The sequence below is a fragment of the Lelliottia sp. SL45 genome, from assembly GCF_026672535.1.
GTDB lineage: Bacteria > Pseudomonadota > Gammaproteobacteria > Enterobacterales > Enterobacteriaceae > Enterobacter > Enterobacter nimipressuralis.
The window spans coordinates 189,915-213,287 of the sequence record NZ_JAPPRH010000001.1 but is presented as its reverse complement, the minus strand read 5'-3'; the positions used below and the strand labels follow the sequence as shown (position 1 = coordinate 213,287).

The 23,373-nt window shown below is 49.9% G+C and carries 41 protein-coding genes; 38 read left to right on the top strand and 3 right to left on the bottom strand.

Features of this window, described 5'->3' with window-relative positions:
* Positions 1-6 precede the first annotated feature (6 nt).
* The 7 genes from tusB to bfr all read left to right on the top strand — a co-directional run bounded on the left by tusB (position 7) and on the right by bfr (position 5,751).
* Positions 7-294: a sulfurtransferase complex subunit TusB gene (gene tusB, locus OVA10_RS01165; RefSeq protein WP_100778645.1), complete on the top strand. Its 288-nt coding sequence runs from the start codon at positions 7-9 to the stop codon at positions 292-294.
* Positions 295-417: 123 nt separating this feature from the next.
* Positions 418-792, top strand: coding sequence for a 30S ribosomal protein S12 (gene rpsL, locus OVA10_RS01160; protein ID WP_000246815.1), 375 nt, complete (start codon positions 418-420; stop codon positions 790-792).
* A 96-nt stretch (positions 793-888) separates the two neighbouring features.
* Entirely contained in the window at positions 889-1,359 is a 471-nt protein-coding gene (rpsG, locus tag OVA10_RS01155) for a 30S ribosomal protein S7 (RefSeq protein WP_004106370.1), read from the top strand.
* A 95-nt stretch (positions 1,360-1,454) separates the two neighbouring features.
* On the top strand, positions 1,455-3,569 hold the full coding sequence (gene fusA / locus OVA10_RS01150; protein ID WP_100778646.1) for an elongation factor G: 2,115 nt from the start codon (positions 1,455-1,457) through the stop codon (positions 3,567-3,569).
* 68 nt (positions 3,570-3,637) lie between these two features.
* Positions 3,638-4,822, top strand: a complete 1,185-nt coding sequence (tuf, locus tag OVA10_RS01145; protein WP_100778647.1) for an elongation factor Tu — start codon at positions 3,638-3,640, stop codon at positions 4,820-4,822.
* A 185-nt stretch (positions 4,823-5,007) separates the two neighbouring features.
* Complete coding sequence (bfd, locus tag OVA10_RS01140; protein ID WP_015960719.1) at positions 5,008-5,202, top strand: bacterioferritin-associated ferredoxin; 195 nt, start codon at positions 5,008-5,010, stop codon at positions 5,200-5,202.
* 72 nt (positions 5,203-5,274) lie between these two features.
* Positions 5,275-5,751 (top strand): bacterioferritin, encoded by a 477-nt coding sequence (bfr, locus tag OVA10_RS01135; protein WP_095283671.1) that lies wholly within the window; start codon positions 5,275-5,277, stop codon positions 5,749-5,751.
* Here bfr and OVA10_RS01130 read toward each other — a convergent pair.
* Entirely contained in the window at positions 5,735-6,208 is a 474-nt protein-coding gene (locus OVA10_RS01130) for a prepilin peptidase (protein ID WP_268194959.1), read from the bottom strand. The genes bfr and OVA10_RS01130 overlap by 17 nt on opposite strands.
* A 386-nt stretch (positions 6,209-6,594) precedes the next feature.
* Here OVA10_RS01130 and rpsJ point away from each other — a divergent pair, with 386 nt between their 5' ends.
* The 31 genes from rpsJ (at position 6,595) to arfA (ending at position 21,430) form a co-directional block, all read left to right on the top strand.
* Entirely contained in the window at positions 6,595-6,906 is a 312-nt protein-coding gene (rpsJ, locus tag OVA10_RS01125) for a 30S ribosomal protein S10 (protein ID WP_001181005.1), read from the top strand.
* 32 nt (positions 6,907-6,938) lie between these two features.
* A complete protein-coding gene (gene rplC / locus OVA10_RS01120) occupies positions 6,939-7,568 on the top strand; it encodes a 50S ribosomal protein L3 (RefSeq protein ID WP_016538466.1) in 630 nt (209 codons plus the stop codon).
* A 10-nt stretch (positions 7,569-7,578) separates the two neighbouring features.
* On the top strand, positions 7,579-8,184 hold the full coding sequence (gene rplD, locus OVA10_RS01115; protein WP_015960716.1) for a 50S ribosomal protein L4: 606 nt from the start codon (positions 7,579-7,581) through the stop codon (positions 8,182-8,184).
* On the top strand, positions 8,181-8,483 hold the full coding sequence (rplW, locus tag OVA10_RS01110; protein WP_004868363.1) for a 50S ribosomal protein L23: 303 nt from the start codon (positions 8,181-8,183) through the stop codon (positions 8,481-8,483). The genes rplD and rplW overlap by 4 nt, the downstream gene beginning before the upstream one ends.
* A 17-nt stretch (positions 8,484-8,500) precedes the next feature.
* Positions 8,501-9,322, top strand: a complete 822-nt coding sequence (gene rplB, locus OVA10_RS01105) for a 50S ribosomal protein L2 (protein WP_042312092.1) — start codon at positions 8,501-8,503, stop codon at positions 9,320-9,322.
* A gap of 16 nt (positions 9,323-9,338) precedes the next feature.
* Positions 9,339-9,617: a 30S ribosomal protein S19 gene (gene rpsS / locus OVA10_RS01100; RefSeq protein WP_001138115.1), complete on the top strand. Its 279-nt coding sequence runs from the start codon at positions 9,339-9,341 to the stop codon at positions 9,615-9,617.
* A 14-nt stretch (positions 9,618-9,631) separates the two neighbouring features.
* Positions 9,632-9,964: a 50S ribosomal protein L22 gene (rplV, locus tag OVA10_RS01095; RefSeq protein ID WP_002919773.1), complete on the top strand. Its 333-nt coding sequence runs from the start codon at positions 9,632-9,634 to the stop codon at positions 9,962-9,964.
* A 17-nt stretch (positions 9,965-9,981) separates the two neighbouring features.
* Positions 9,982-10,683: a 30S ribosomal protein S3 gene (rpsC, locus tag OVA10_RS01090; RefSeq protein ID WP_000529945.1), complete on the top strand. Its 702-nt coding sequence runs from the start codon at positions 9,982-9,984 to the stop codon at positions 10,681-10,683.
* Between the two features lie 12 nt (positions 10,684-10,695).
* Entirely contained in the window at positions 10,696-11,106 is a 411-nt protein-coding gene (gene rplP, locus OVA10_RS01085) for a 50S ribosomal protein L16 (protein ID WP_002919759.1), read from the top strand.
* A complete protein-coding gene (gene rpmC / locus OVA10_RS01080; RefSeq protein WP_032614707.1) occupies positions 11,106-11,297 on the top strand; it encodes a 50S ribosomal protein L29 in 192 nt (63 codons plus the stop codon). The genes rplP and rpmC overlap by 1 nt, the downstream gene beginning before the upstream one ends.
* Positions 11,297-11,551, top strand: a complete 255-nt coding sequence (gene rpsQ / locus OVA10_RS01075) for a 30S ribosomal protein S17 (protein WP_006817275.1) — start codon at positions 11,297-11,299, stop codon at positions 11,549-11,551. The genes rpmC and rpsQ overlap by 1 nt, the downstream gene beginning before the upstream one ends.
* Before the next feature lie 166 nt (positions 11,552-11,717).
* Positions 11,718-12,089: a 50S ribosomal protein L14 gene (rplN, locus tag OVA10_RS01070; RefSeq protein ID WP_015960712.1), complete on the top strand. Its 372-nt coding sequence runs from the start codon at positions 11,718-11,720 to the stop codon at positions 12,087-12,089.
* A 10-nt stretch (positions 12,090-12,099) separates the two neighbouring features.
* Positions 12,100-12,414: a 50S ribosomal protein L24 gene (gene rplX / locus OVA10_RS01065; RefSeq protein ID WP_016538464.1), complete on the top strand. Its 315-nt coding sequence runs from the start codon at positions 12,100-12,102 to the stop codon at positions 12,412-12,414.
* A gap of 14 nt (positions 12,415-12,428) precedes the next feature.
* Entirely contained in the window at positions 12,429-12,968 is a 540-nt protein-coding gene (gene rplE, locus OVA10_RS01060) for a 50S ribosomal protein L5 (protein WP_015960710.1), read from the top strand.
* A gap of 14 nt (positions 12,969-12,982) precedes the next feature.
* Complete coding sequence (gene rpsN / locus OVA10_RS01055; protein ID WP_015960709.1) at positions 12,983-13,288, top strand: 30S ribosomal protein S14; 306 nt, start codon at positions 12,983-12,985, stop codon at positions 13,286-13,288.
* 33 nt (positions 13,289-13,321) lie between these two features.
* Positions 13,322-13,714, top strand: a complete 393-nt coding sequence (gene rpsH, locus OVA10_RS01050; RefSeq protein ID WP_006178918.1) for a 30S ribosomal protein S8 — start codon at positions 13,322-13,324, stop codon at positions 13,712-13,714.
* 12 nt (positions 13,715-13,726) lie between these two features.
* A complete protein-coding gene (gene rplF / locus OVA10_RS01045) occupies positions 13,727-14,260 on the top strand; it encodes a 50S ribosomal protein L6 (protein ID WP_100778650.1) in 534 nt (177 codons plus the stop codon).
* Between the two features lie 9 nt (positions 14,261-14,269).
* A complete protein-coding gene (rplR, locus tag OVA10_RS01040) occupies positions 14,270-14,623 on the top strand; it encodes a 50S ribosomal protein L18 (protein WP_015960708.1) in 354 nt (117 codons plus the stop codon).
* Between the two features lie 14 nt (positions 14,624-14,637).
* Positions 14,638-15,138 (top strand): 30S ribosomal protein S5, encoded by a 501-nt coding sequence (gene rpsE, locus OVA10_RS01035; protein WP_002438697.1) that lies wholly within the window; start codon positions 14,638-14,640, stop codon positions 15,136-15,138.
* A 6-nt stretch (positions 15,139-15,144) separates the two neighbouring features.
* Positions 15,145-15,324: a 50S ribosomal protein L30 gene (rpmD, locus tag OVA10_RS01030; protein ID WP_003863301.1), complete on the top strand. Its 180-nt coding sequence runs from the start codon at positions 15,145-15,147 to the stop codon at positions 15,322-15,324.
* A 3-nt stretch (positions 15,325-15,327) separates the two neighbouring features.
* Positions 15,328-15,762 carry a 50S ribosomal protein L15 gene (rplO, locus tag OVA10_RS01025; protein WP_100778651.1) on the top strand — a complete coding sequence of 145 codons (435 nt, stop codon included), beginning with the start codon at positions 15,328-15,330 and terminating at the stop codon, positions 15,760-15,762.
* 7 nt (positions 15,763-15,769) lie between these two features.
* Positions 15,770-17,101 carry a preprotein translocase subunit SecY gene (gene secY, locus OVA10_RS01020; RefSeq protein ID WP_095283665.1) on the top strand — a complete coding sequence of 444 codons (1,332 nt, stop codon included), beginning with the start codon at positions 15,770-15,772 and terminating at the stop codon, positions 17,099-17,101.
* A gap of 31 nt (positions 17,102-17,132) precedes the next feature.
* A complete protein-coding gene (gene rpmJ, locus OVA10_RS01015) occupies positions 17,133-17,249 on the top strand; it encodes a 50S ribosomal protein L36 (protein WP_000868187.1) in 117 nt (38 codons plus the stop codon).
* Between the two features lie 146 nt (positions 17,250-17,395).
* Positions 17,396-17,752 (top strand): 30S ribosomal protein S13, encoded by a 357-nt coding sequence (gene rpsM, locus OVA10_RS01010; protein ID WP_003031135.1) that lies wholly within the window; start codon positions 17,396-17,398, stop codon positions 17,750-17,752.
* A gap of 16 nt (positions 17,753-17,768) precedes the next feature.
* On the top strand, positions 17,769-18,158 hold the full coding sequence (rpsK, locus tag OVA10_RS01005; RefSeq protein WP_003031137.1) for a 30S ribosomal protein S11: 390 nt from the start codon (positions 17,769-17,771) through the stop codon (positions 18,156-18,158).
* A gap of 34 nt (positions 18,159-18,192) precedes the next feature.
* On the top strand, positions 18,193-18,813 hold the full coding sequence (gene rpsD, locus OVA10_RS01000) for a 30S ribosomal protein S4 (protein ID WP_100778652.1): 621 nt from the start codon (positions 18,193-18,195) through the stop codon (positions 18,811-18,813).
* A gap of 25 nt (positions 18,814-18,838) precedes the next feature.
* Positions 18,839-19,828, top strand: coding sequence for a DNA-directed RNA polymerase subunit alpha (locus tag OVA10_RS00995; RefSeq protein ID WP_002919219.1), 990 nt, complete (start codon positions 18,839-18,841; stop codon positions 19,826-19,828).
* A gap of 40 nt (positions 19,829-19,868) precedes the next feature.
* Positions 19,869-20,255, top strand: a complete 387-nt coding sequence (rplQ, locus tag OVA10_RS00990) for a 50S ribosomal protein L17 (protein ID WP_001216372.1) — start codon at positions 19,869-19,871, stop codon at positions 20,253-20,255.
* A gap of 105 nt (positions 20,256-20,360) precedes the next feature.
* Positions 20,361-20,732, top strand: coding sequence for a DUF1992 domain-containing protein (locus OVA10_RS00985; RefSeq protein WP_268194944.1), 372 nt, complete (start codon positions 20,361-20,363; stop codon positions 20,730-20,732).
* Positions 20,732-21,157: a Zn(2+)-responsive transcriptional regulator gene (gene zntR, locus OVA10_RS00980; protein WP_100778654.1), complete on the top strand. Its 426-nt coding sequence runs from the start codon at positions 20,732-20,734 to the stop codon at positions 21,155-21,157. Before OVA10_RS00985 ends, zntR begins: the two co-directional genes overlap by 1 nt.
* A gap of 57 nt (positions 21,158-21,214) precedes the next feature.
* Positions 21,215-21,430, top strand: a complete 216-nt coding sequence (arfA, locus tag OVA10_RS00975; protein ID WP_100778655.1) for an alternative ribosome-rescue factor ArfA — start codon at positions 21,215-21,217, stop codon at positions 21,428-21,430.
* On the opposite strand, the gene mscL is transcribed toward arfA, so the two are convergent.
* Together mscL and trkA are read right to left on the bottom strand one after the other, a co-directional pair.
* Entirely contained in the window at positions 21,431-21,844 is a 414-nt protein-coding gene (mscL, locus tag OVA10_RS00970; protein ID WP_100778656.1) for a large-conductance mechanosensitive channel protein MscL, read from the bottom strand.
* A 146-nt stretch (positions 21,845-21,990) separates the two neighbouring features.
* Positions 21,991-23,367: a Trk system potassium transporter TrkA gene (trkA, locus tag OVA10_RS00965; protein ID WP_100778657.1), complete on the bottom strand. Its 1,377-nt coding sequence runs from the start codon at positions 23,365-23,367 to the stop codon at positions 21,991-21,993.
* Positions 23,368-23,373: the final 6 nt, after the last annotated feature.

The window sequence follows — 23,373 nt, the reverse complement described above, 5'->3', positions numbered from 1 at the left end:
GCCGTCATGCTCCATACCTTGAGCCACTCTCCGTGGCAGTGCGATATCGACGGGTTGCTGAGAATGCTGGCCGACGGCGACGACCTGCTGCTGATTCAGGACGGCGTGCTGGCCGCAATTGAAGGCAGCCGCTTTGTTGAAATGCTCAATAATGCCCCCATTACTGTCTCTGCGCTAAAGGAAGACATTGATGCACGCGGCCTTGCTGCTCAAATTTCAGCCAAGATCGACGTGGTTAGCTATACTGATTTCGTCAATCTCTCGGTAAAAAACACAACTCAAATGAGTTGGTGAGGTGAGATCGCTGTATATTTCTTGACACCTTTTCGGCGTGGCCCTAAAATTTCGCGTCCTCATATTGTATGAGGCGATTTATTACGTGTTTACGAAGCAAAAGCTAAAACCAGGAGCTATTTAATGGCAACAGTTAACCAGCTGGTACGCAAACCACGCGCTCGCAAAGTTGCAAAAAGCAACGTGCCTGCGCTGGAAGCCTGCCCGCAGAAACGTGGCGTATGTACTCGTGTATATACTACCACTCCTAAGAAACCAAACTCCGCACTGCGTAAAGTATGCCGTGTGCGTTTGACCAACGGTTTTGAAGTGACTTCCTACATCGGTGGTGAAGGTCACAACCTGCAGGAACACTCCGTGATCCTGATCCGTGGCGGTCGTGTAAAAGACCTTCCGGGTGTTCGTTATCACACCGTTCGTGGTGCGCTCGACTGCTCCGGCGTTAAAGACCGTAAGCAAGCTCGCTCCAAGTATGGCGTGAAGCGTCCTAAGGCTTAATGGTTCTCCGTTAAGTAAGGCCAAACTGATTTATCTTAATGTCAAACTAAACTCTTTGAGTTTTGGACAATCCTGAATTAACAACGGAGTATTCCCATGCCACGTCGTCGCGTCATTGGTCAGCGTAAAATCCTTCCAGATCCTAAGTTCGGATCAGAACTGCTGGCAAAATTTGTAAATATCCTGATGGTAGATGGTAAAAAATCTACTGCAGAAGCAATCGTATACAGCGCGCTGGAGACCCTGGCTCAGCGTTCTGGTAAAAATGAACTGGAAGCTTTCGAAGTCGCTCTCGACAACGTTCGCCCAACCGTAGAAGTTAAGTCCCGCCGCGTTGGTGGTTCTACTTATCAGGTTCCAGTTGAAGTTCGTCCGGTTCGTCGTAATGCTCTGGCAATGCGTTGGATCGTTGAAGCTGCTCGTAAACGCGGTGATAAATCCATGGCTCTGCGTCTGGCGAACGAACTTTCTGATGCTGCAGACAACAAAGGTACTGCAGTTAAGAAACGTGAAGACGTTCACCGTATGGCAGAAGCCAACAAGGCGTTCGCACACTACCGTTGGTAATCCCTTCGGAGTCATAGTCACCAGGCGGGCGCTTCAGAGAAGCCGCCCGCTCTGGGTTACTTAACTGAACGCCAAAGAATCAAACGAGGAATCAAATGGCTCGTACAACACCCATCGCACGCTACCGTAACATCGGTATCAGTGCGCACATCGACGCCGGTAAAACCACTACTACCGAACGTATTCTGTTCTACACCGGTGTAAACCATAAAATCGGTGAAGTTCATGACGGCGCAGCTACCATGGACTGGATGGAACAGGAGCAGGAGCGTGGTATTACCATCACCTCCGCAGCGACTACTGCATTCTGGTCAGGTATGGCTAAGCAGTATGAACCGCATCGCGTAAACATCATCGACACCCCGGGGCACGTTGACTTCACTATCGAAGTTGAACGTTCCATGCGTGTTCTTGATGGTGCAGTAATGGTTTACTGCGCAGTTGGTGGTGTTCAGCCACAGTCTGAAACCGTATGGCGTCAGGCTAATAAATACAAAGTTCCACGCATCGCGTTCGTTAACAAAATGGACCGTATGGGTGCTAACTTCCTGAAAGTTGTTGGTCAGATCAAAACCCGTCTGGGCGCGACTCCCGTTCCGCTTCAGCTGGCAATTGGTGCTGAAGAAGGTTTCACCGGTGTTGTTGACCTGGTGAAAATGAAAGCCATCAACTGGAACGAAGAAGATGCAGGCGTCACCTTCGTTTATGAAGATATTCCAGCAGACATGCAGGACCTGGCCGACGAATGGCACCAGAACCTGATCGAGTCCGCTGCTGAAGCTTCAGAAGAGCTGATGGAGAAATACCTGGGTGGTGAAGAACTGACTGAAGAAGAGATCAAGAAAGCTCTGCGTCAGCGCGTTCTGAACAACGAAATCATCCTGGTAACCTGTGGTTCTGCGTTCAAGAACAAAGGTGTTCAGGCAATGCTGGATGCGGTAATTGATTACCTGCCATCTCCAGTAGATGTTCCTGCGATCAACGGTATCCTGGACGACGGTAAAGACACTCCGGCTGAACGTCACGCAAGTGATGACGAGCCGTTTGCTGCACTGGCGTTCAAAATCGCTACCGACCCGTTCGTGGGTAACCTGACGTTCTTCCGCGTGTACTCTGGCGTGGTTAACTCCGGTGACACCATCCTGAACTCCGTGAAAGCTGCACGTGAACGTTTCGGTCGTATCGTACAGATGCACGCGAACAAACGTGAAGAGATCAAAGAAGTTCGCGCAGGCGACATCGCTGCGGCTATCGGTCTGAAAGACGTGACTACTGGTGACACTCTGTGTAACCCAGATCACCCGATCATTCTGGAGCGTATGGAGTTCCCTGAGCCAGTAATCTCTATCGCCGTTGAACCAAAAACCAAAGCTGACCAGGAAAAAATGGGTCTGGCTCTGGGCCGTCTGGCTAAAGAAGACCCATCATTCCGCGTATGGACTGATGAAGAATCTAACCAGACTATCATCGCTGGTATGGGTGAACTGCACCTCGACATCATCGTTGACCGTATGAAGCGTGAATTCAACGTTGAAGCTAACGTGGGTAAACCTCAGGTTGCTTACCGCGAAGCGATTCGTGCGAAAGTTACCGATGTTGAAGGTAAACACGCTAAGCAGTCTGGTGGTCGTGGTCAGTACGGTCATGTTGTTATCGACATGTACCCACTGGAGCCGGGCTCAAATCCGAAAGGTTACGAGTTCATCAACGACATCAAAGGTGGTGTAATTCCTGGCGAATACATCCCTGCCGTTGATAAAGGTATCCAGGAGCAGCTGAAGTCTGGCCCTCTGGCAGGTTACCCGGTAGTAGATCTCGGCGTGCGTCTGCACTTCGGTTCTTACCATGACGTTGACTCCTCTGAACTGGCGTTTAAACTGGCCGCTTCTATCGCCTTCAAAGATGGCTTTAAGAAAGCGAAACCAGTTCTGCTTGAGCCTATCATGAAGGTTGAAGTAGAGACTCCGGAAGAGAACACCGGTGACGTTATCGGTGACCTTAGCCGTCGTCGTGGTCAGCTGAAAGGTCAGGAATCTAACGCTACTGGCGTTCAGATTCATGCTGAAGTTCCGTTGTCAGAAATGTTCGGGTACGCAACTCAGCTGCGTTCTCTGACTAAAGGTCGTGCATCTTACTCCATGGAATTCCTGAAGTATGATGATGCGCCGAACAACGTTGCTCAGGCCGTAATCGAAGCCCGTGGCAAATAAGCCTCAGGTTTAAAAACCAAAATCCCGTGTCCCCTCGGTGAGGGGGCACTATAGTAAGGAATATAGCCGTGTCTAAAGAAAAATTTGAACGTACAAAACCACACGTCAACGTTGGTACTATCGGCCACGTTGACCATGGTAAAACTACCCTGACTGCTGCAATCACTACCGTTCTGGCTAAAACCTACGGTGGTTCTGCTCGTGCATTCGATCAGATCGATAACGCACCAGAAGAAAAAGCTCGTGGTATCACCATCAACACTTCCCACGTTGAATATGACACCCCGACTCGCCACTACGCACACGTAGACTGCCCGGGCCACGCCGACTATGTTAAAAACATGATCACCGGTGCTGCTCAGATGGATGGCGCAATCCTGGTTGTTGCTGCGACTGACGGCCCTATGCCTCAGACTCGTGAGCACATCCTGCTGGGTCGTCAGGTTGGCGTTCCTTTCATCATCGTGTTCCTGAACAAATGCGACATGGTTGATGACGAAGAGCTGCTGGAACTGGTTGAAATGGAAGTTCGTGAACTTCTGTCCCAGTACGACTTCCCAGGTGATGATACTCCAATCATCCGTGGTTCTGCTCTGAAAGCGCTGGAAGGCGAAGCAGAGTGGGAAGCTAAAATCGTTGAGCTGGCTGGCTTCCTGGATTCTTACATCCCAGAACCAGAGCGTGCGATTGACAAGCCGTTCCTGCTGCCTATCGAAGACGTATTCTCCATCTCCGGCCGTGGTACTGTTGTTACCGGTCGTGTAGAGCGCGGTATCGTTAAAGTTGGCGAAGAAGTTGAAATCGTTGGTATCAAAGAGACTGCTAAGTCTACCTGTACTGGCGTTGAAATGTTCCGCAAACTGCTGGACGAAGGCCGTGCTGGTGAGAACGTTGGTGTTCTGCTGCGTGGTATCAAACGTGAAGAAATCGAACGTGGTCAGGTACTGGCAAAGCCAGGCTCTATCAAGCCGCACACCAAATTCGAATCTGAAGTTTACATCCTGTCCAAAGATGAAGGCGGCCGTCATACTCCGTTCTTCAAAGGCTACCGTCCACAGTTCTACTTCCGTACAACTGACGTGACCGGTACCATCGAACTGCCAGAAGGCGTAGAGATGGTAATGCCAGGCGACAACATCAAAATGGTTGTTACCCTGATCCACCCAATCGCGATGGATGACGGTCTGCGTTTCGCAATCCGTGAAGGCGGCCGTACTGTTGGTGCGGGCGTTGTAGCTAAAGTTCTGGGCTAATTACTCGTTAATTAGTTTTGAATAAAAAAAGGGCGCTTCGGCGCTCTTTTTTGTGCCCTGAATTCATTGCCCGTCACAATTATTCGCATTTTTTGTTAGCTGCCGGCGCGTCCAGGAACGGATGTGCTATTGTAATCATAATTATTCTCACTTACACTTTGATCATAAATTGAGCGGGAGTTTTTATGTACGTTTGTTTGTGTAATGGTGTGAGTGACAAAAAAATACGTCAGGCCGTTCGCCAGTTTCACCCTCAGTCTTTCCAGCAGCTTCGAAAATTTGTTCCAGTAGGAAATCAATGCGGTAAGTGCGTTCGCGCGGCGCGCGAGATAATGCAGGACGAATTGACGCAGATCCCGGAATACAAAGAGATCGCCTGAGGCTCTATCTTTTTTTTGACATCCCTGTAGCCCCATCTACGCTTCAATAAGTGGAAGCGGAGGGACTATATAATGAAAGGTGATGTTAAAATCATAAGTTATCTCAATAAATTATTGGGAAATGAGCTTGTCGCAATCAATCAGTATTTTCTCCATGCGAGAATGTTCAAAAATTGGGGCCTGACGCGCCTCAATGATGTCGAATACCATGAATCCATCGATGAGATGAAACATGCCGATAAATACATCGAGCGTATTCTATTTCTCGAAGGTATCCCGAATTTGCAGGATCTCGGGAAGCTGGGTATTGGTGAAGATGTCGAAGAAATGCTGCAATCCGATCTCCGTCTTGAACTTGAAGGGGCGAAGGATCTTCGTGAAGCCATTGCCTACGCTGACAGCGTTCATGATTACGTCAGCCGTGACATGATGATCACCATTCTGGCTGACGAAGAGGGCCATATCGACTGGCTGGAAACTGAGCTGGACCTCATCGGAAAAATTGGTCTGCAAAACTACCTGCAATCTCAGATTAAAGTGGCAGATTAAGTAAGCTCTGCCAACCCGACACTAAACCTGCTGCCGCCAGAAATGGGCCAAACGGTAGTGGGTTTTTATGTATCTGTTGTCCCGGTTTCATGACCATCTGAATCAGCACAAAGCTTATTGCCAGAATTGCAGCAGACAAGGCCATCGCCGGAAGAACGCACCAGCCGTGCCAGGCGCCTAACGCAGCAAGATACTTCACATCTCCATATCCTAGCCCTTCTCGTTTAAACACCATACGATAACCCCAATAAATACAGGCAAAGCCGATGTATCCCGCCATCGCACCCATTACGGCGCTGGCGAGAAAATCAGGATGGATCGTGAGATGGAAAAGAAGGCCTGTCCATAGTAATGGACAAAGGTATTTGTCGGGTAAAAGGCCTGAGCGGATATCTTCGCGCACCAGAAGACAGGTCAAGATTGCATAGAGCATCAGAAAGGGAAGGGCGGTTAGCATGGTTTAAGCCTCAGAAAGTATCGCAGCGCTATCCTCTTCCGGGCGTTATTGCAGGGCAAACAGCAAAAGTTGTCTTTGCGTGAAACCTTCCAGCGAATCACGTTAGCTCGACACGCTTTGCAATCCGATGTCGAGCGGCTACGCAAAACCCACCACGAGAGTCTGTTTTATAAACTGCACTTGCGTTGTGGTCAGATTTACGTATAATGCGCGGGCTTGTCGTAATTGACAGCTGGTTCAATCTGAACCTGAGTAACCCTGTTTTTCGTTACTCAACAATGCTCCCAATTGGGGGGCTACGTAAGAACGGTTACACTCTCCCATCAATCGTAATGGGTTTGAGTAGTAATCATTTTCGTTTATAAAATAATTGGAGCTCTGGTCTCATGCAGAACCAAAGAATCCGTATCCGCCTGAAAGCGTTTGATCATCGTCTTATCGATCAATCAACCGCGGAAATCGTCGAGACTGCTAAGCGCACTGGTGCGCAAGTCCGTGGTCCGATCCCGCTGCCGACCCGCAAAGAGCGTTTTACCGTTCTGATCTCTCCGCACGTTAACAAAGATGCGCGTGATCAGTACGAAATTCGTACTCATAAGCGTCTGGTTGACATCGTTGAGCCAACTGAGAAAACCGTTGATGCTCTGATGCGTCTGGATCTGGCTGCCGGTGTAGACGTGCAGATCAGCCTGGGTTAATCAGGTCATCGAGCGATTGAGAGGTTGAAACAATGATTGGTTTAGTCGGTAAAAAAGTGGGTATGACCCGCATCTTCACTGAAGATGGCGTTTCTATCCCAGTAACCGTAATCGAAGTTGAAGCAAACCGCGTTACTCAGGTTAAAGACCTGGCTAACGATGGCTACCGTGCTGTTCAGGTTACTACCGGTGCTAAAAAAGCTAACCGTGTAACCAAGCCGGAGGCTGGTCACTTCGCTAAAGCTGGCGTTGAAGCTGGCCGTGGTCTGTGGGAATTCCGTCTTGCTGAAGGCGAAGAGTTCACCGTAGGTCAGGACATTAGCGTTGAGCTGTTTGCTGAAGTTAAAAAAGTTGACGTAACCGGTACCTCTAAAGGTAAAGGTTTTGCTGGTACCGTTAAGCGCTGGAACTTCCGTACCCAGGACGCTACCCACGGTAACTCCTTGTCTCACCGCGTTCCGGGTTCTATCGGTCAGAACCAGACTCCGGGCAAAGTGTTCAAAGGCAAGAAAATGGCAGGTCAGCTGGGTAACGAACGTGTAACTGTTCAGAGCCTGGACGTAGTACGTGTTGACGCTGAGCGCAACCTGCTGCTGGTTAAAGGTGCTGTTCCCGGTGCAACCGGTAGCGACCTGATCGTTAAACCAGCTGTGAAGGCGTAAGGGGATAGCAATGGAATTAGTATTGAAAGACGCGCAGAGCGCGCTGACTGTTTCCGAAACTACCTTCGGTCGTGATTTCAACGAAGCGCTGGTTCACCAGGTTGTAGTTGCTTATGCAGCTGGTGCTCGTCAGGGTACTCGTGCTCAGAAGACTCGTGCTGAAGTAACTGGTTCCGGCAAAAAGCCGTGGCGCCAGAAAGGTACCGGCCGTGCGCGTTCAGGTTCTATCAAGAGCCCGATCTGGCGTTCCGGTGGCGTGACCTTCGCTGCTCGCCCGCAGGACCACAGTCAAAAAGTAAACAAAAAGATGTACCGCGGCGCGCTGAAAAGCATTCTGTCCGAACTGGTACGTCAGGATCGTCTGATCGTTGTCGAGACGTTCTCTGTAGAAGCGCCTAAAACTAAGCTGCTGGCACAGAAACTGAAAGACATGGCTCTGGAAGATGTGCTGATCATCACCGGTGAGCTGGACGAAAACCTGTTCCTGGCTGCGCGCAACCTGCACAAGGTTGACGTACGCGATGCAACTGGTATCGACCCGGTTAGCCTGATCGCCTTCGACAAAGTCGTAATGACTGCTGATGCTGTTAAGCAAGTTGAGGAGATGCTGGCATGATTCGTGAAGAACGTCTGCTGAAGGTGCTTCGTGCACCGCACGTTTCTGAAAAAGCGTCTGCTGCGATGGAAAAAACAAATACCATCGTTCTCAAAGTTGCTAAAGACGCGACCAAAGCAGAAATCAAAGCTGCTGTGCAGAAACTGTTTGAAGTCGAAGTCGAAGTCGTTAACACCCTGGTCGTTAAAGGGAAAGTTAAACGTCACGGACAGCGTATCGGTCGTCGTAGCGACTGGAAAAAAGCTTACGTCACCCTGAAGGAAGGCCAGAATCTGGACTTCGTCGGCGGCGCTGAGTAAGTCGGAGGAGTAATACAATGGCAGTTGTTAAATGTAAACCGACATCTCCGGGTCGTCGCCACGTCGTTAAAGTGGTCAACCCAGAGCTGCACAAGGGCAAACCTTTTGCTCCGCTGGTTGAAAAAAACAGCAAATCCGGTGGTCGTAACAACAATGGCCGTATCACCACTCGTCACATCGGTGGTGGTCACAAGCAGGCTTATCGTATTGTTGACTTCAAACGCAACAAAGACGGTATCCCGGCAATTGTTGAGCGTCTTGAGTACGATCCGAACCGTTCCGCGAACATCGCGCTGGTTCTGTACAAAGATGGCGAACGCCGTTACATCCTGGCCCCTAAAGGCCTGAAAGCTGGCGACCAGATTCAGTCTGGCGTTGATGCTGCAATCAAAGCAGGTAACACCCTGCCGATGCGCAATATCCCGGTTGGTTCTACCGTTCATAACGTAGAAATGAAACCAGGTAAAGGCGGTCAGCTGGCACGTTCCGCTGGTACTTACGTTCAGATCGTTGCTCGTGATGGTGCTTATGTCACCCTGCGTCTGCGTTCTGGTGAAATGCGTAAAGTAGAAGCAGACTGCCGTGCAACTCTGGGCGAAGTTGGCAATGCTGAGCATATGCTGCGCGTTCTGGGTAAAGCAGGTGCTGCACGCTGGCGTGGTGTTCGTCCTACCGTTCGCGGTACTGCGATGAACCCAGTCGACCACCCACATGGTGGTGGTGAAGGTCGTAACTTTGGTAAGCACCCTGTAACTCCATGGGGCGTTCAGACCAAAGGTAAGAAGACCCGCAGCAACAAGCGTACTGATAAATTTATCGTACGTCGCCGTAGCAAATAATTTTAGAGGATAAGCCATGCCACGTTCTCTCAAGAAAGGTCCTTTTATTGACCTGCACTTGCTGAAGAAGGTAGAGAAAGCGGTGGAAAGCGGAGACAAGAAGCCCCTGCGCACTTGGTCCCGTCGTTCAACGATCTTTCCTAACATGATCGGTTTGACCATCGCTGTCCATAATGGTCGTCAGCACGTTCCAGTCTTTGTTTCCGACGAAATGGTCGGTCATAAACTGGGTGAATTCGCACCGACTCGTACTTATCGCGGCCACGCTGCTGATAAAAAAGCGAAGAAGAAATAAGGTAGGAGGAAGAGATGGAAACTTTAGCTCAACATCGCCATGCTCGTTCTTCTGCTCAGAAGGTTCGCCTTGTTGCTGACCTGATTCGCGGTAAGAAAGTGTCGCAGGCCCTGGACATCCTGACCTATACCAACAAGAAAGCTGCGGTATTGGTCAAGAAAGTACTGGAATCTGCCATTGCTAACGCTGAACACAACGATGGCGCTGACATTGACGATCTGAAAGTTGCGAAAATCTTCGTAGACGAAGGCCCAAGCATGAAGCGCATTATGCCGCGTGCGAAAGGTCGTGCAGATCGCATCCTGAAGCGCACCAGCCACATTACTGTGGTTGTGTCCGATCGCTGAGACTCTGGAGACTAGCAATGGGTCAGAAAGTACATCCTAATGGTATTCGCCTGGGTATTGTAAAACCATGGAATTCAACCTGGTTTGCGAACACCAAAGAATTCGCTGACAACCTGGACAGCGATTTTAAAGTACGTCAGTACCTGACTAAGGAACTGGCTAAAGCGTCTGTATCTCGTATCGTTATCGAGCGTCCGGCTAAGAGCATTCGTGTGACTATTCACACCGCTCGCCCGGGTATCGTTATCGGTAAGAAAGGCGAAGACGTAGAAAAACTGCGCAAGGTCGTAGCGGATATCGCTGGCGTTCCTGCACAGATCAATATCGCTGAAGTTCGTAAGCCTGAACTGGACGCTAAATTGGTTGCTGACAGCATCACTTCACAGCTGGAACGTCGTGTTATGTTCCGTCGTGCTATGAAGCGTGCTGTACAGAACGCAATGCGTCTGGGCGCTAAAGGTATCAAAGTTGAAGTTAGCGGCCGTCTCGGCGGCGCGGAAATCGCACGTACCGAATGGTACCGCGAAGGTCGCGTACCGTTGCACACTCTGCGTGCTGACATCGACTACAACACCTCTGAAGCGCACACCACTTACGGTGTAATCGGCGTTAAGGTATGGATCTTCAAAGGTGAGATCCTGGGTGGTATGGCTGCTGTTGAACAACCGGAAAAACCGGCTGCGCAACCTAAAAAGCAGCAGCGTAAAGGCCGTAAATAAGGAGCGTCGCTGATGTTACAACCAAAGCGTACAAAATTCCGTAAAGTGCACAAAGGCCGCAACCGTGGTCTGGCGCAGGGTACGGATGTTAGCTTCGGCACTTTCGGTCTGAAAGCTGTTGGCCGTGGTCGTCTGACTGCACGTCAGATCGAAGCAGCACGTCGTGCAATGACCCGTGCAGTTAAGCGTCAAGGTAAAATCTGGATCCGTGTATTCCCGGACAAACCAATTACCGAGAAGCCGCTGGAAGTTCGTATGGGTAAAGGTAAAGGTAACGTGGAGTATTGGGTTGCCTTGATTCAGCCGGGTAAAGTCCTGTATGAAATGGACGGCGTACCGGAAGAGCTAGCCCGTGAAGCATTCGGCCTGGCAGCAGCGAAACTGCCGATTAAAACCACCTTTGTAACTAAGACGGTGATGTAATGAAAGCAAATGAGCTGCGTGAAAAAAGCGTTGAAGAGCTGAACGCTGAGCTGCTGAACCTGCTGCGTGAGCAGTTTAACCTCCGCATGCAGGCTGCAAGTGGCCAGCTGCAACAGACTCACCTGCTGAAGCAAGTGCGTCGTGATGTTGCACGCGTTAAGACTTTACTGACTCAGAAGGCGGGTGCGTAATGACCGATAAAATCCGTACTCTGCAAGGTCGTGTTGTTAGCGACAAAATGGAGAAATCCATTGTTGTTGCTATCGAACGCATTGTGAAACACCCGATCTACGGTAAATTCATCAAGCGTACGACCAAACTGCACGTACATGACGAGAACAACGAATGCGGTATCGGTGACGTGGTTGAAATCCGCGAATGCCGTCCGCTGTCCAAGACTAAGTCCTGGACGCTGGTTCGCGTTGTAGAGAAAGCCGTTCTGTAATACAGTTAGGCCTCTCAATACGAATACACGGCTCAGTAATGAGCCGTGTATTTTTTCTACCCATATTGTAGAACCGGTGTTATAATGCCGCGCCCTCGATATGGGGCTTTTCGACGACTCTGATTTTAGGGTCTCAGGTAGTAGTTGACATTAGCGGAGCACTAAAATGATCCAAGAACAGACTATGCTGACCGTCGCCGACAACTCCGGTGCACGTCGCGTAATGTGTATCAAGGTTCTGGGTGGCTCGCACCGTCGCTACGCAGGCGTAGGCGACATCATCAAGATCACCATCAAAGAAGCAATTCCACGTGGTAAGGTCAAGAAAGGTGATGTGCTGAAAGCGGTAGTGGTGCGCACCAGGAAGGGTGTTCGTCGCCCTGACGGTTCTGTCATTCGCTTCGATGGTAATGCATGCGTTATTTTAAACAATAACAGCGAGCAGCCTATCGGCACGCGTATCTTTGGGCCGGTAACTCGTGAACTTCGTACTGAAAAGTTCATGAAAATTATCTCTCTGGCACCAGAAGTACTCTAAGGAGCGAATCATGGCAGCGAAAATCCGTCGTGATGACGAAGTTATCGTGTTAACCGGTAAAGATAAAGGTAAACGCGGTAAAGTAAAAAATGTTCTGTCTTCCGGCAAGATCATTGTTGAAGGTATCAACCTGGTTAAGAAACATCAGAAGCCGGTTCCGGCCCTGAACCAACCAGGTGGCATCGTTGAAAAAGAAGCTGCAATTCAGGTTTCTAACGTTGCACTCTTCAACGCGGCAACCGGCAAGGCTGACCGTGTAGGCTTTAGATTCGAAGACGGCAAAAAAGTCCGTTTCTTCAAGTCTAACAGCGAAACTATCAAGTAATTTGGAGTAGTACGATGGCGAAACTGCATGATTACTACAAAGACGAAGTAGTTAGCAAACTCATGACTGAGTTTAACTACAATTCTGTCATGCAAGTCCCTCGGGTCGAGAAGATCACCCTGAACATGGGTGTTGGTGAAGCGATCGCTGACAAGAAACTGCTGGATAACGCAGCAGCTGATCTGACAGCAATCTCCGGTCAAAAGCCGTTGATCACCAAAGCACGCAAATCTGTTGCAGGCTTCAAAATCCGTCAGGGCTATCCGATCGGCTGTAAAGTAACTCTGCGTGGCGAACGCATGTGGGAGTTCCTTGAGCGCCTGATCTCTATTGCTGTTCCACGTATCCGTGACTTCCGTGGCTTGTCCGCTAAGTCATTCGATGGTCGTGGTAACTACAGCATGGGTGTCCGTGAGCAGATCATCTTCCCAGAGATCGACTACGATAAAGTCGACCGCGTGCGTGGTTTGGATATTACCATTACCACTACTGCGAACTCTGACGAAGAAGGCCGTGCTCTGCTGGCTGCCTTTGACTTCCCGTTCCGCAAGTAAGGTAGGGTTACTGAATGGCTAAGCAATCAATGAAAGCACGCGAAGTAAAGCGCGTAGCTTTAGCTGATAAATTCTTCGCTAAACGCGCTGAACTGAAAGCGATCATTTCTGATGTGAACGCTTCCGACGAAGATCGTTGGAACGCAGTTCTGAAGCTGCAGTCTCTGCCGCGTGATTCCAGCCCGTCTCGTCAGCGTAACCGCTGTCGTCAAACTGGTCGTCCGCACGCTTTCCTGCGGAAGTTCGGGTTGAGCCGTATTAAGGTCCGTGAAGCCGCTATGCGCGGTGAAATCCCGGGTCTGAAAAAGGCTAGCTGGTAATTGTCACCAATTGAATCACGGGAGTAAAGACAGATGAGCATGCAAGATCCGATCGCGGATATGCTGACCCGTATCCGTAACGGTCAGGCCGCGAACAAAGTTGCGGTCACCATGCCTTCCGCCAAGCTGAAAGTGGCAATTGCCAATGTGCTGAAGGAAGAAGGTTTTATCGAAGATTTTAAAGTTGAAGGCGACACCAAGCCGGAACTGGAACTTACTCTTAAGTATTTCCAGGGTAAAGCTGTTGTAGAAAGCATTCAGCGTGTCAGCCGCCCAGGCCTGCGCATCTATAAGAAAAAAGATGAGCTGCCTAAAGTTATGGCTGGTCTGGGTATCGCAGTTGTTTCTACCTCTAAAGGTGTTATGACTGATCGTGCAGCGCGCCAAGCTGGTCTTGGTGGCGAAATTATCTGCTACGTAGCCTAATCGGAGGAAAGAATGTCTCGTGTTGCTAAAGCACCGGTCGTCATTCCTGCCGGCGTTGATGTAAAAATCGACGGTCAGGTTATTACGATCAAAGGTAAAAACGGCGAGCTGACTCGTACCCTCAACAATGCTGTTGAAGTTAAACATGCAGATAATGCTCTGACCTTCGGTCCGCGTGATGGTTTCGTGGATGGATGGGCTCAGGCTGGTACCGCGCGTGCCCTGCTGAACTCAATGGTTGTTGGTGTTACCGAAGGCTTCACTAAAAAGCTTCAGCTGGTTGGTGTAGGTTATCGTGCAGCTATCAAAGGGAATGCAGTAGGCCTGTCTCTGGGCTTCTCTCACCCCGTTGAGCATCAGCTGCCTGCTGGTATCACTGCAGAATGTCCGTCTCAGACTGAAATCGTGCTGAAAGGCGCGGATAAACAGCTGATCGGTCAGGTTGCAGCAGACCTGCGCGCCTACCGTCGTCCTGAGCCTTATAAAGGCAAGGGTGTTCGTTACGCCGACGAAGTCGTGCGTACCAAAGAGGCTAAGAAGAAGTAAGGTAACACTATGGATAAGAAATCTGCTCGTATCCGTCGTGCGACCCGCGCACGCCGCAAGCTCAAAGAGCTGGGTGCAACTCGCCTGGTGGTACATCGTACCCCGCGTCATATTTACGCACAGGTCATTGCACCAAACGGTTCTGAAGTTCTGGTAGCTGCTTCTACTGTAGAAAAAGCTATTACTGAACAATTGAAGTACACCGGTAACAAAGACGCTGCTGCAGCTGTCGGTAAAGCTGTTGCTGAACGCGCTCTGGAAAAAGGCATCAAAGTCGTGTCCTTTGACCGTTCCGGGTTCCAATATCATGGTCGTGTCCAGGCACTGGCAGATGCTGCCCGTGAAGCTGGCCTTCAGTTCTAAGGTAGAGGTGTAAGATGGCTCACATCGAAAAACAAGCTGGCGAACTGCAGGAAAAGCTGATCGCGGTTAACCGCGTATCTAAAACCGTTAAAGGTGGTCGTATTTTCTCCTTCACAGCTCTGACTGTTGTTGGTGATGGTAATGGTCGCGTTGGTTTTGGTTACGGTAAAGCGCGTGAAGTTCCAGCAGCGATCCAGAAAGCGATGGAAAAAGCCCGTCGCAATATGATTAACGTCGCGCTGAACCACGGCACCCTGCAACACCCTGTTAAAGGTGTTCACACGGGTTCTCGTGTCTTCATGCAGCCGGCTTCAGAAGGTACCGGTATTATTGCCGGTGGTGCAATGCGCGCCGTTCTCGAAGTCGCTGGAGTTCATAACGTTCTGGCTAAAGCATATGGTTCCACCAACCCGATTAACGTGGTTCGTGCAACTATTGATGGCCTGGAAAATATGAATTCTCCAGAAATGGTCGCTGCCAAGCGTGGTAAATCCGTTGAAGAAATTCTGGGGTAATTGACCATGGCAAAGACTATTAAAATCACTCAAACCCGCAGTGCAATCGGTCGTCTGCCGAAACACAAGGCAACGCTGCTTGGCCTGGGTCTGCGTCGTATTGGTCATACCGTTGAGCGTGAGGATACTCCCGCTGTACGTGGTATGGTCAACGCGGTTTACTTCATGGTTAAAGTTGAGGAGTAAGAGATGCGTTTAAATACTCTGTCTCCAGCCGAAGGCTCTAAAAAGGCGGGTAAACGCCTTGGTCGTGGTATCGGTTCTGGCCTCGGTAAAACCGGTGGTCGTGGTCACAAAGGTCAGAACTCTCGTTCTGGCGGTGGCGTACGTCGCGGTTTCGAGGGTGGCCAGATGCCACTGTACCGTCGTCTGCCGAAATTCGGTTTCACCTCTCGCAAATCAGCGATTACAGCGGAAATCCGTCTGTCTGACCTGGCGAAAGTTGAAGGCGGCGTTGTAGACCTGAACACGCTGAAAGCAGCAAACATTATCGGTATCCAGATCGAGTTCGCGAAAGTGATCCTGGCTGGTGAAGTAACTACTCCGGTAACTGTTCGTGGCCTGCGTGTTTCTAAAGGCGCTCGTGCTGCTATCGAAGCTGCTGGCGGTAAAATTGAGGAATAAGTAGCAGATGGCTAAGCAACCGGGATTAGATTTTCAAAGTGCCAAGGGTGGATTTGGCGAACTGAAACGCAGACTTTTGTTTGTAGTTGGTGCGCTGATCGTTTTCCGTATTGGCTCTTTTATTCCGATCCCTGGTATCGATGCCGCTGTACTTGCCAAACTGCTTGAGCAACAGCGAGGCACCATCATTGAGATGTTTAACATGTTCTCTGGTGGTGCTCTCAGCCGTGCTTCTATCTTTGCACTGGGTATCATGCCGTATATTTCGGCATCTATTATTATCCAGCTGCTGACGGTCGTTCATCCGGCCCTGGCAGAGCTGAAGAAAGAAGGGGAGTCTGGTCGTCGTAAGATCAGCCAGTACACCCGTTACGGCACTCTGGTGCTGGCAATATTCCAGTCGATCGGTATTGCTACCGGTTTACCGAATATGCCTGGTATGCAGGGCCTGGTTATTAACCCGGGCTTTGCATTCTATTTCACCGCTGTTGTAAGTCTGGTCACAGGGACTATGTTCCTGATGTGGCTCGGCGAACAGATTACTGAGCGAGGTATCGGTAACGGTATCTCAATCATTATCTTCGCCGGTATCGTTGCGGGACTCCCGCCAGCCATTGCCCATACGATCGAGCAAGCGCGTCAAGGCGACCTGCACTTCCTCCTGTTGCTATTGGTTGCAGTATTAGTATTTGCAGTGACGTTCTTTGTTGTCTTCGTTGAACGTGGTCAACGCCGCATTGTGGTGAACTACGCGAAACGTCAGCAGGGTCGTCGTGTCTATGCTGCACAGAGCACACATTTACCGCTGAAAGTGAATATGGCCGGGGTTATCCCAGCGATCTTCGCTTCCAGTATCATTCTGTTCCCAGCAACCATCGCGTCATGGTTCGGGGGCGGAACCGGTTGGAACTGGCTGACAACAATTTCGCTGTATTTGCAGCCTGGGCAACCGCTTTATGTGTTACTCTATGCGTCTGCAATCATATTCTTCTGTTTCTTCTACACGGCGTTGGTCTTCAACCCGCGTGAAACAGCAGATAACCTGAAGAAGTCCGGTGCATTTGTACCAGGAATTCGTCCGGGAGAGCAAACGGCGAAGTATATCGATAAAGTAATGACTCGTCTGACTTTGATTGGCGCGTTGTACATTACTTTTATCTGCCTGATCCCGGAGTTCATGCGTGATGCAATGAAAGTACCGTTCTACTTCGGTGGGACCTCACTGCTTATCGTTGTTGTCGTGATTATGGACTTTATGGCTCAAGTGCAAACTCTGATGATGTCCAGTCAGTATGAGTCTGCCTTGAAGAAGGCGAACCTGAAAGGCTACGGCCGTTAATTGGTCGCCCGAGAAGTTACGGAGAGTAAAAATGAAAGTTCGTGCTTCCGTCAAGAAATTATGCCGTAACTGCAAAATCGTTAAGCGTGATGGCGTCATCCGCGTGATTTGCAGTGCCGAGCCGAAACATAAACAGCGTCAAGGCTGATTATTTCGCATTTTTTTCTTGCAAAGTTGGGTTGAGCTGGCTAGATTAGCCAGCCAATCTTTTGTATGTCTGTACGTTTCCATTTGAGTATCCTGAAAACGGGCTTTTCAGCATGGTGCGTACATATTAAATAGTAGGAGTGCATAGTGGCCCGTATAGCAGGCATTAACATTCCTGATCAGAAACATGCTGTGATCGCATTAACTTCGATCTATGGCGTCGGCAAGACCCGTTCCAAAGCCATTCTGGCTGCAGCGGGTATCGCTGAAGATGTTAAGATCAGTGAGCTGTCTGAAGAACAAATCGACACGCTGCGTGACGAAGTTGCCAAATTTGTCGTTGAAGGTGATCTGCGCCGTGAAGTTAGCATGAGCATCAAGCGCCTTATGGACCTTGGTTGCTATCGCGGTTTGCGTCATCGTCGTGGTCTCCCGGTTCGCGGTCAGCGCACCAAGACCAACGCACGTACCCGTAAGGGTCCGCGCAAACCGATCAAGAAATAATCGGGGTGATTGAATAATGGCAAAGGCACCAATTCGTGCACGTAAACGTGTAAGAAAACAAGTCTCTGACGGCGTGGCTCATATCCATGCTTCTTTTAACAACACCATCGTTACTATTACTGATCGTCAAGGTAACGCATTGGGTTGGGCAACAGCCGGTGGTTCCGGTTTCCGTGGTTCTCGCAAATCTACTCCGTTCGCAGCCCAGGTTGCAGCAGAGCGTTGTGCAGAAGCCGTAAAAGAATACGGCATCAAGAATCTGGAAGTTATGGTTAAAGGTCCGGGTCCGGGTCGCGAATCAACTGTTCGTGCTCTGAACGCCGCTGGTTTCCGCATCACTAATATTACTGATGTGACTCCGATCCCTCATAACGGTTGTCGTCCGCCGAAAAAACGTCGCGTATAACGCTTACGTTTTCTAGGATTGTTGGAGATAGAAAATGGCAAGATATTTGGGTCCTAAGCTCAAGCTGAGCCGTCGTGAGGGCACCGACTTATTCCTTAAGTCTGGCGTTCGCGCGATCGATACCAAGTGTAAAATTGAACAAGCTCCTGGCCAGCACGGTGCGCGTAAACCGCGTCTGTCTGACTATGGTGTGCAGTTGCGTGAAAAGCAAAAAGTTCGCCGTACCTACGGTGTGCTGGAGCGTCAGTTCCGTAACTACTATAAAGAAGCAGCACGTCTGAAAGGCAACACCGGTGAAAACCTGTTGGCTCTGCTGGAAGGTCGTCTGGACAACGTTGTTTACCGTATGGGCTTCGGCGCTACTCGTGCTGAATCACGCCAACTGGTTAGCCATAAAGCAATCATGGTAAACGGTCGTGTTGTTAACATCGCTTCTTATCAGGTTAAAGCGAACGACGTTGTTAGCATTCGTGAGAAAGCGAAAACGCAATCTCGCGTGAAAGCCGCTCTGGAGCTGGCTGAGCAGCGTGAAAAGCCAACCTGGCTGGAAGTTGATGCTGGCAAGATGGAAGGCACGTTCAAGCGTCAGCCAGAACGTTCTGATCTGTCTGCGGACATTAACGAACACCTGATCGTCGAGCTTTACTCCAAGTAAAGCTTAGTACCAAAGAGAGGACACAATGCAGGGTTCTGTGACAGAGTTTCTAAAACCGCGCCTGGTAGATATCGAGCAAGTGAGTTCGACGCACGCCAAGGTGACCCTTGAGCCTTTAGAGCGTGGCTTTGGCCATACTCTGGGTAACGCACTGCGCCGTATTCTGCTCTCATCGATGCCGGGTTGCGCGGTGACCGAAGTTGAGATTGATGGTGTACTTCATGAGTACAGCACCAAAGAAGGCGTTCAGGAAGATATCCTTGAAATCCTGCTCAACCTGAAAGGGCTGGCGGTGAGAGTTCAGGGGAAAGATGAAGTTATTCTTACTCTGAATAAATCTGGCATTGGCCCTGTGACTGCAGCCGACATTACCCATGATGGTGATGTCGAAATCGTCAAGCCGCAGCACGTGATCTGCCACCTGACCGATGAGAACGCAGCTATTAGCATGCGTATCAAAGTTCAGCGCGGTCGTGGTTATGTGCCGGCTTCTGCCCGAATTCATTCGGAAGAAGATGAGCGCCCAATCGGCCGTCTGCTGGTCGACGCATGTTACAGCCCTGTAGAGCGTATTGCCTACAATGTTGAAGCAGCGCGTGTAGAACAGCGTACCGACCTGGACAAGCTGGTCATCGAAATGGAAACCAACGGCACAATCGATCCTGAAGAGGCGATTCGTCGTGCGGCAACCATTCTGGCAGAACAACTTGAAGCTTTCGTTGACTTACGTGATGTTCGTCAGCCGGAAGTTAAAGAAGAGAAACCAGAGTTCGATCCGATCCTGCTGCGCCCTGTTGACGATCTGGAATTGACTGTCCGCTCTGCTAACTGCCTCAAGGCAGAAGCTATCCACTATATCGGTGATCTGGTACAGCGTACCGAGGTTGAGTTGCTGAAAACGCCTAACCTGGGTAAAAAATCTCTTACTGAGATTAAAGACGTGCTGGCTTCACGTGGTCTGTCTCTGGGTATGCGCCTGGAAAACTGGCCACCAGCAAGCATTGCTGACGAGTAACCGGATCACAGGTTAAGGTTTTACTGAGAAGGATAAGGTCATGCGCCATCGTAAGAGTGGTCGTCAACTGAACCGTAACAGCAGCCATCGCCAGGCTATGTTCCGCAACATGGCAGGTTCACTGGTTCGTCATGAGATCATCAAGACGACCCTGCCTAAAGCGAAAGAGCTGCGTCGCGTAGTTGAGCCGCTGATTACTCTTGCCAAGACTGACAGCGTTGCTAATCGTCGTCTGGCATTCGCCCGTACTCGTGATAACGAGATCGTGGCAAAACTGTTTAACGAACTGGGCCCGCGTTTCGCGAGCCGTGCCGGTGGTTACACTCGTATTCTGAAGTGTGGCTTCCGTGCAGGCGACAACGCTCCGATGGCATACATCGAGCTGGTTGATCGTTCTGAATCGAAAGCAGAAGCTGCTGCAGAGTAATCTGTAGTAACGTAAAAGAACCCGCTTCGGCGGGTTTTTTTATATCCCCTGAATCATCCTTTCTCTACACTGTCTGAATCCACTCTTATACTTCGGAGTTTTACGATGTGGCTGCTTGATCAATGGGCAGAACGTCATATCCTGGATGCCCAACGTAAAGGCGAGTTTCGCGATCTTCCAGGCGCTGGCCAACCGCTTACACTTGATGATGATACCCTGGTTCCCGCTGAATTACGGTCGGGCTATCGATTGTTAAAAAATGCCGGTTGCCTTCCTCCAGAGCTCGAAAATCGTAAGGAAGCGTTGGCTCTGGCTGATTTGCTTAAAGGCATTGAACCTGGCGATCCTGAAGCGCAGGAAATCCGTCGACGGTTGGCGCTTGTTGAGCTTAAATTGCAGCAAGCCGGAGTGAATACCGATTTCCTGCATGGTGAATATTCGGATCGTTTGTTTAAAACAATCATAGGAGATTACTAATGTATCGCATTGGGGAACTCGCGAAGCTCGCAGACGTTACGCCAGACACTATCCGCTACTATGAAAAGCAGCAGATGATGGAACATGAGGTTCGCACGGAGGGTGGCTTTCGGCTTTACACTGAAAAGGATCTTCAGCGACTCAAGTTCATCCGCTATGCGCGACAGCTCGGTTTTACGCTGGAATCGATCAGAGAACTGCTTTCGATCCGCATCGATCCTGAACACCACACCTGTCAGGAATCGAAAAGCATCGTTCAGGCCAGGTTAACGGAGGTGGAAGCGAGAATTGAAGAGCTACAAACCATGCAGCGTTCACTGCAGCGTCTTAATGATGCATGTTGCGGTACGGCACATAGCAGTCTCTACTGTTCAATACTCGAAACACTCGAACAAGGTGCCAGTGGTATACCGCGTGGCTGTTGATTTTTAAAATGAGTGGATCTACACTCGCGCCGATTTTACTTACAATCTGGAGATATTATGAGCCGCTATCAGCATACGAAGGGGCAAATTCAGGATAATGCCATTGAGGCTTTGTTACATGATCCACTGTTTCGCCAGCGGGTCGAAAAGAATAAAAAAGGGAAAGGAAGTTATCTGCGTAAAGGAAAACATGGCAAACGGGGTAACTGGGAGGCCAGTGGCAAGAAAGTGATTCACTTTTTTACCACTGGCCTTCTGGCTTTATGCGCCTGATTACGGGCGACTGTTCTGCTCTTTCAATAGATCGCGAATTTCAGTCAGTAAAACTTCTTCTTTTGTCGGTGCCGGTGGTGCAGCTGCCGGTTCTTCTTTTTTACGGTTCAATTTATTAATCAGCTTAATCGCCATAAAGATTGCGAAGGCAACAATCAAAAAGTCGAAAATATTCTGAATAAATACGCCATAGTGCATCACGACTGCAGGGATATCGCCTTGTGCATCTCTGAGAGTGAAGGCAAATTGTTTGAAATCGACACCACCAATTAAAAGCCCTAACGGTGGCATAATGATATCGGCAACCAGAGATGAAACAATCTTGCCGAATGCTGCACCAATAATCACACCCACTGCCAAATCTACTACATTCCCGCGCATCGCAAATTCGCGAAATTCTTTAATAACACTCATTTTATTCTCCTTGAGCCAGCTAACGATCCTAAGTTTAACAAATCATTAGCTAATTTCCATTGAGGATAAATATTCGTTATGAAAAATTAACCATTATAAAATAGAGGGTTAATAAAAAAAGGCGCCCGAATGAGCGCCTTTCACCATTACAGGAAGAATGGACTTGGCTGGAACAGGCGTTCGACGTCGGTAATAAACTTTTTATCTGTCAGGAACATAATGACGTGATCGCCCTGTTCGATGCGCAAATTATCATTAGCGATCATGACATCATTCCCGCGCACCACGGCACCGATTATTGTGCCTGGCGGTAGTTTAATTTCGTCAATGGCTCGGCCAACAACGCGAGAGGTGGTTTCATCTCCGTGAGCGACGGCTTCAATTGCCTCGGCAACGCCACGACGGAGGGAGGAAACGCCGACAATATCCGCTTTACGGACATGGCTTAACAGCGCTGAAATGGTTGCCTGCTGTGGCGAGATGGCAATATCAATGACGCTGCCTTGTACCAAATCGACATAGGCCCGGCGCTGAATGAGCACCATGACTTTTTTGGCACCCATGCGTTTTGCCAGCATGGCCGACATGATATTGGCTTCATCGTCATTGGTGACGGCGATGAACAGATCAACTTGATCAATATGTTCTTCCGCCAGCAATTCCTGATCCGATGCGTCGCCATAAAACACGATCGTATTCTGTAGTTTTTCTGCCAGCTCTGCAGCGCGCTGTTGATCGCGTTCGATCAACTTCACGCTGTAATCTTTTTCAAGCCGGTGCGCCAGACCAGCACCAATATTCCCGCCGCCTACCAACATGATGCGCTTATAGGGTTTTTCCAGACGCTGGAGTTCACTCATTACGGCACGGATATGCTGCGAGGCAGCAATGAAGAACACTTCATCTCCGGCTTCGACAATGGTGGAGCCTTGCGGGCGAATGGGACGATCATGACGGAATATTGCCGCCACACGCGTATCAATATGGGGCATATGCTCGCGCATGGTGGAGAGTGCATTACCAATCAGCGGGCCGCCGTAGTAAGCCTTCACAACCGCCAGGCTGACTTTTCCCTCGGCAAAGTTCACAACCTGCAGGGCGCCAGGATATTCAATCAAACGGTAAATACTGTCGATAACCAGTTGTTCTGGGGCGATAAGATGATCAATTGGCACCGCTTCAGAATTGAAGAGCTTTTCTGCATCTCGGACATAATCCGGTGAGCGAATACGTGCAATTCGGTTCGGGGTGTTGAATAACGAATAGGCGACCTGGCAGGCGACCATATTTGTTTCATCTGAACTGGTCACCGCGACCAGCATGTCCGCATCGTCAGCGCCCGCTTCGCGAAGTACGCGCGGATGCGAACCGTGCCCCTGCACTACGCGTAGATCGAATTTATCCTGCAATCCCCGCAGCCGATCGCCATTGGTGTCTACGATCGTGATGTCGTTATTTTCGCCCACCAGGTTTTCGGCCAGCGTGCCGCCGACCTGTCCTGCACCCAGAATGATTATCTTCATATCTTG

Coding starts and splice junctions, on each gene's coding strand:
- rpsC (WP_000529945.1), top strand. CDS start 9,982: ATGGGTCAGAAAGTACATCCTAATGGTATTCGCCTGGGTATTGTAAAA.
- rpsJ (WP_001181005.1), top strand. CDS start 6,595: ATGCAGAACCAAAGAATCCGTATCCGCCTGAAAGCGTTTGATCATCGT.
- rpsL (WP_000246815.1), top strand. CDS start 418: ATGGCAACAGTTAACCAGCTGGTACGCAAACCACGCGCTCGCAAAGTT.
- rpsE (WP_002438697.1), top strand. CDS start 14,638: ATGGCTCACATCGAAAAACAAGCTGGCGAACTGCAGGAAAAGCTGATC.
- rpmC (WP_032614707.1), top strand. CDS start 11,106: ATGAAAGCAAATGAGCTGCGTGAAAAAAGCGTTGAAGAGCTGAACGCT.
- rplP (WP_002919759.1), top strand. CDS start 10,696: ATGTTACAACCAAAGCGTACAAAATTCCGTAAAGTGCACAAAGGCCGC.
- fusA (WP_100778646.1), top strand. CDS start 1,455: ATGGCTCGTACAACACCCATCGCACGCTACCGTAACATCGGTATCAGT.
- rpsG (WP_004106370.1), top strand. CDS start 889: ATGCCACGTCGTCGCGTCATTGGTCAGCGTAAAATCCTTCCAGATCCT.
- rplV (WP_002919773.1), top strand. CDS start 9,632: ATGGAAACTTTAGCTCAACATCGCCATGCTCGTTCTTCTGCTCAGAAG.
- rplF (WP_100778650.1), top strand. CDS start 13,727: ATGTCTCGTGTTGCTAAAGCACCGGTCGTCATTCCTGCCGGCGTTGAT.
- rplC (WP_016538466.1), top strand. CDS start 6,939: ATGATTGGTTTAGTCGGTAAAAAAGTGGGTATGACCCGCATCTTCACT.
- trkA (WP_100778657.1), bottom strand. CDS start 23,367: ATGAAGATAATCATTCTGGGTGCAGGACAGGTCGGCGGCACGCTGGCC.
- rplX (WP_016538464.1), top strand. CDS start 12,100: ATGGCAGCGAAAATCCGTCGTGATGACGAAGTTATCGTGTTAACCGGT.
- rpmD (WP_003863301.1), top strand. CDS start 15,145: ATGGCAAAGACTATTAAAATCACTCAAACCCGCAGTGCAATCGGTCGT.
- bfr (WP_095283671.1), top strand. CDS start 5,275: ATGAAAGGTGATGTTAAAATCATAAGTTATCTCAATAAATTATTGGGA.
- rpsH (WP_006178918.1), top strand. CDS start 13,322: ATGAGCATGCAAGATCCGATCGCGGATATGCTGACCCGTATCCGTAAC.
- rplE (WP_015960710.1), top strand. CDS start 12,429: ATGGCGAAACTGCATGATTACTACAAAGACGAAGTAGTTAGCAAACTC.
- OVA10_RS00995 (WP_002919219.1), top strand. CDS start 18,839: ATGCAGGGTTCTGTGACAGAGTTTCTAAAACCGCGCCTGGTAGATATC.
- rpsN (WP_015960709.1), top strand. CDS start 12,983: ATGGCTAAGCAATCAATGAAAGCACGCGAAGTAAAGCGCGTAGCTTTA.
- rplD (WP_015960716.1), top strand. CDS start 7,579: ATGGAATTAGTATTGAAAGACGCGCAGAGCGCGCTGACTGTTTCCGAA.
- rpsD (WP_100778652.1), top strand. CDS start 18,193: ATGGCAAGATATTTGGGTCCTAAGCTCAAGCTGAGCCGTCGTGAGGGC.
- rpsK (WP_003031137.1), top strand. CDS start 17,769: ATGGCAAAGGCACCAATTCGTGCACGTAAACGTGTAAGAAAACAAGTC.
- bfd (WP_015960719.1), top strand. CDS start 5,008: ATGTACGTTTGTTTGTGTAATGGTGTGAGTGACAAAAAAATACGTCAG.
- rpmJ (WP_000868187.1), top strand. CDS start 17,133: ATGAAAGTTCGTGCTTCCGTCAAGAAATTATGCCGTAACTGCAAAATC.
- OVA10_RS01130 (WP_268194959.1), bottom strand. CDS start 6,208: ATGCTAACCGCCCTTCCCTTTCTGATGCTCTATGCAATCTTGACCTGT.
- zntR (WP_100778654.1), top strand. CDS start 20,732: ATGTATCGCATTGGGGAACTCGCGAAGCTCGCAGACGTTACGCCAGAC.
- rplQ (WP_001216372.1), top strand. CDS start 19,869: ATGCGCCATCGTAAGAGTGGTCGTCAACTGAACCGTAACAGCAGCCAT.
- rplN (WP_015960712.1), top strand. CDS start 11,718: ATGATCCAAGAACAGACTATGCTGACCGTCGCCGACAACTCCGGTGCA.
- secY (WP_095283665.1), top strand. CDS start 15,770: ATGGCTAAGCAACCGGGATTAGATTTTCAAAGTGCCAAGGGTGGATTT.
- rplB (WP_042312092.1), top strand. CDS start 8,501: ATGGCAGTTGTTAAATGTAAACCGACATCTCCGGGTCGTCGCCACGTC.
- rplW (WP_004868363.1), top strand. CDS start 8,181: ATGATTCGTGAAGAACGTCTGCTGAAGGTGCTTCGTGCACCGCACGTT.
- mscL (WP_100778656.1), bottom strand. CDS start 21,844: ATGAGTGTTATTAAAGAATTTCGCGAATTTGCGATGCGCGGGAATGTA.
- OVA10_RS00985 (WP_268194944.1), top strand. CDS start 20,361: ATGTGGCTGCTTGATCAATGGGCAGAACGTCATATCCTGGATGCCCAA.
- tusB (WP_100778645.1), top strand. CDS start 7: ATGCTCCATACCTTGAGCCACTCTCCGTGGCAGTGCGATATCGACGGG.
- rpsQ (WP_006817275.1), top strand. CDS start 11,297: ATGACCGATAAAATCCGTACTCTGCAAGGTCGTGTTGTTAGCGACAAA.
- rplR (WP_015960708.1), top strand. CDS start 14,270: ATGGATAAGAAATCTGCTCGTATCCGTCGTGCGACCCGCGCACGCCGC.
- arfA (WP_100778655.1), top strand. CDS start 21,215: ATGAGCCGCTATCAGCATACGAAGGGGCAAATTCAGGATAATGCCATT.
- rpsS (WP_001138115.1), top strand. CDS start 9,339: ATGCCACGTTCTCTCAAGAAAGGTCCTTTTATTGACCTGCACTTGCTG.
- rplO (WP_100778651.1), top strand. CDS start 15,328: ATGCGTTTAAATACTCTGTCTCCAGCCGAAGGCTCTAAAAAGGCGGGT.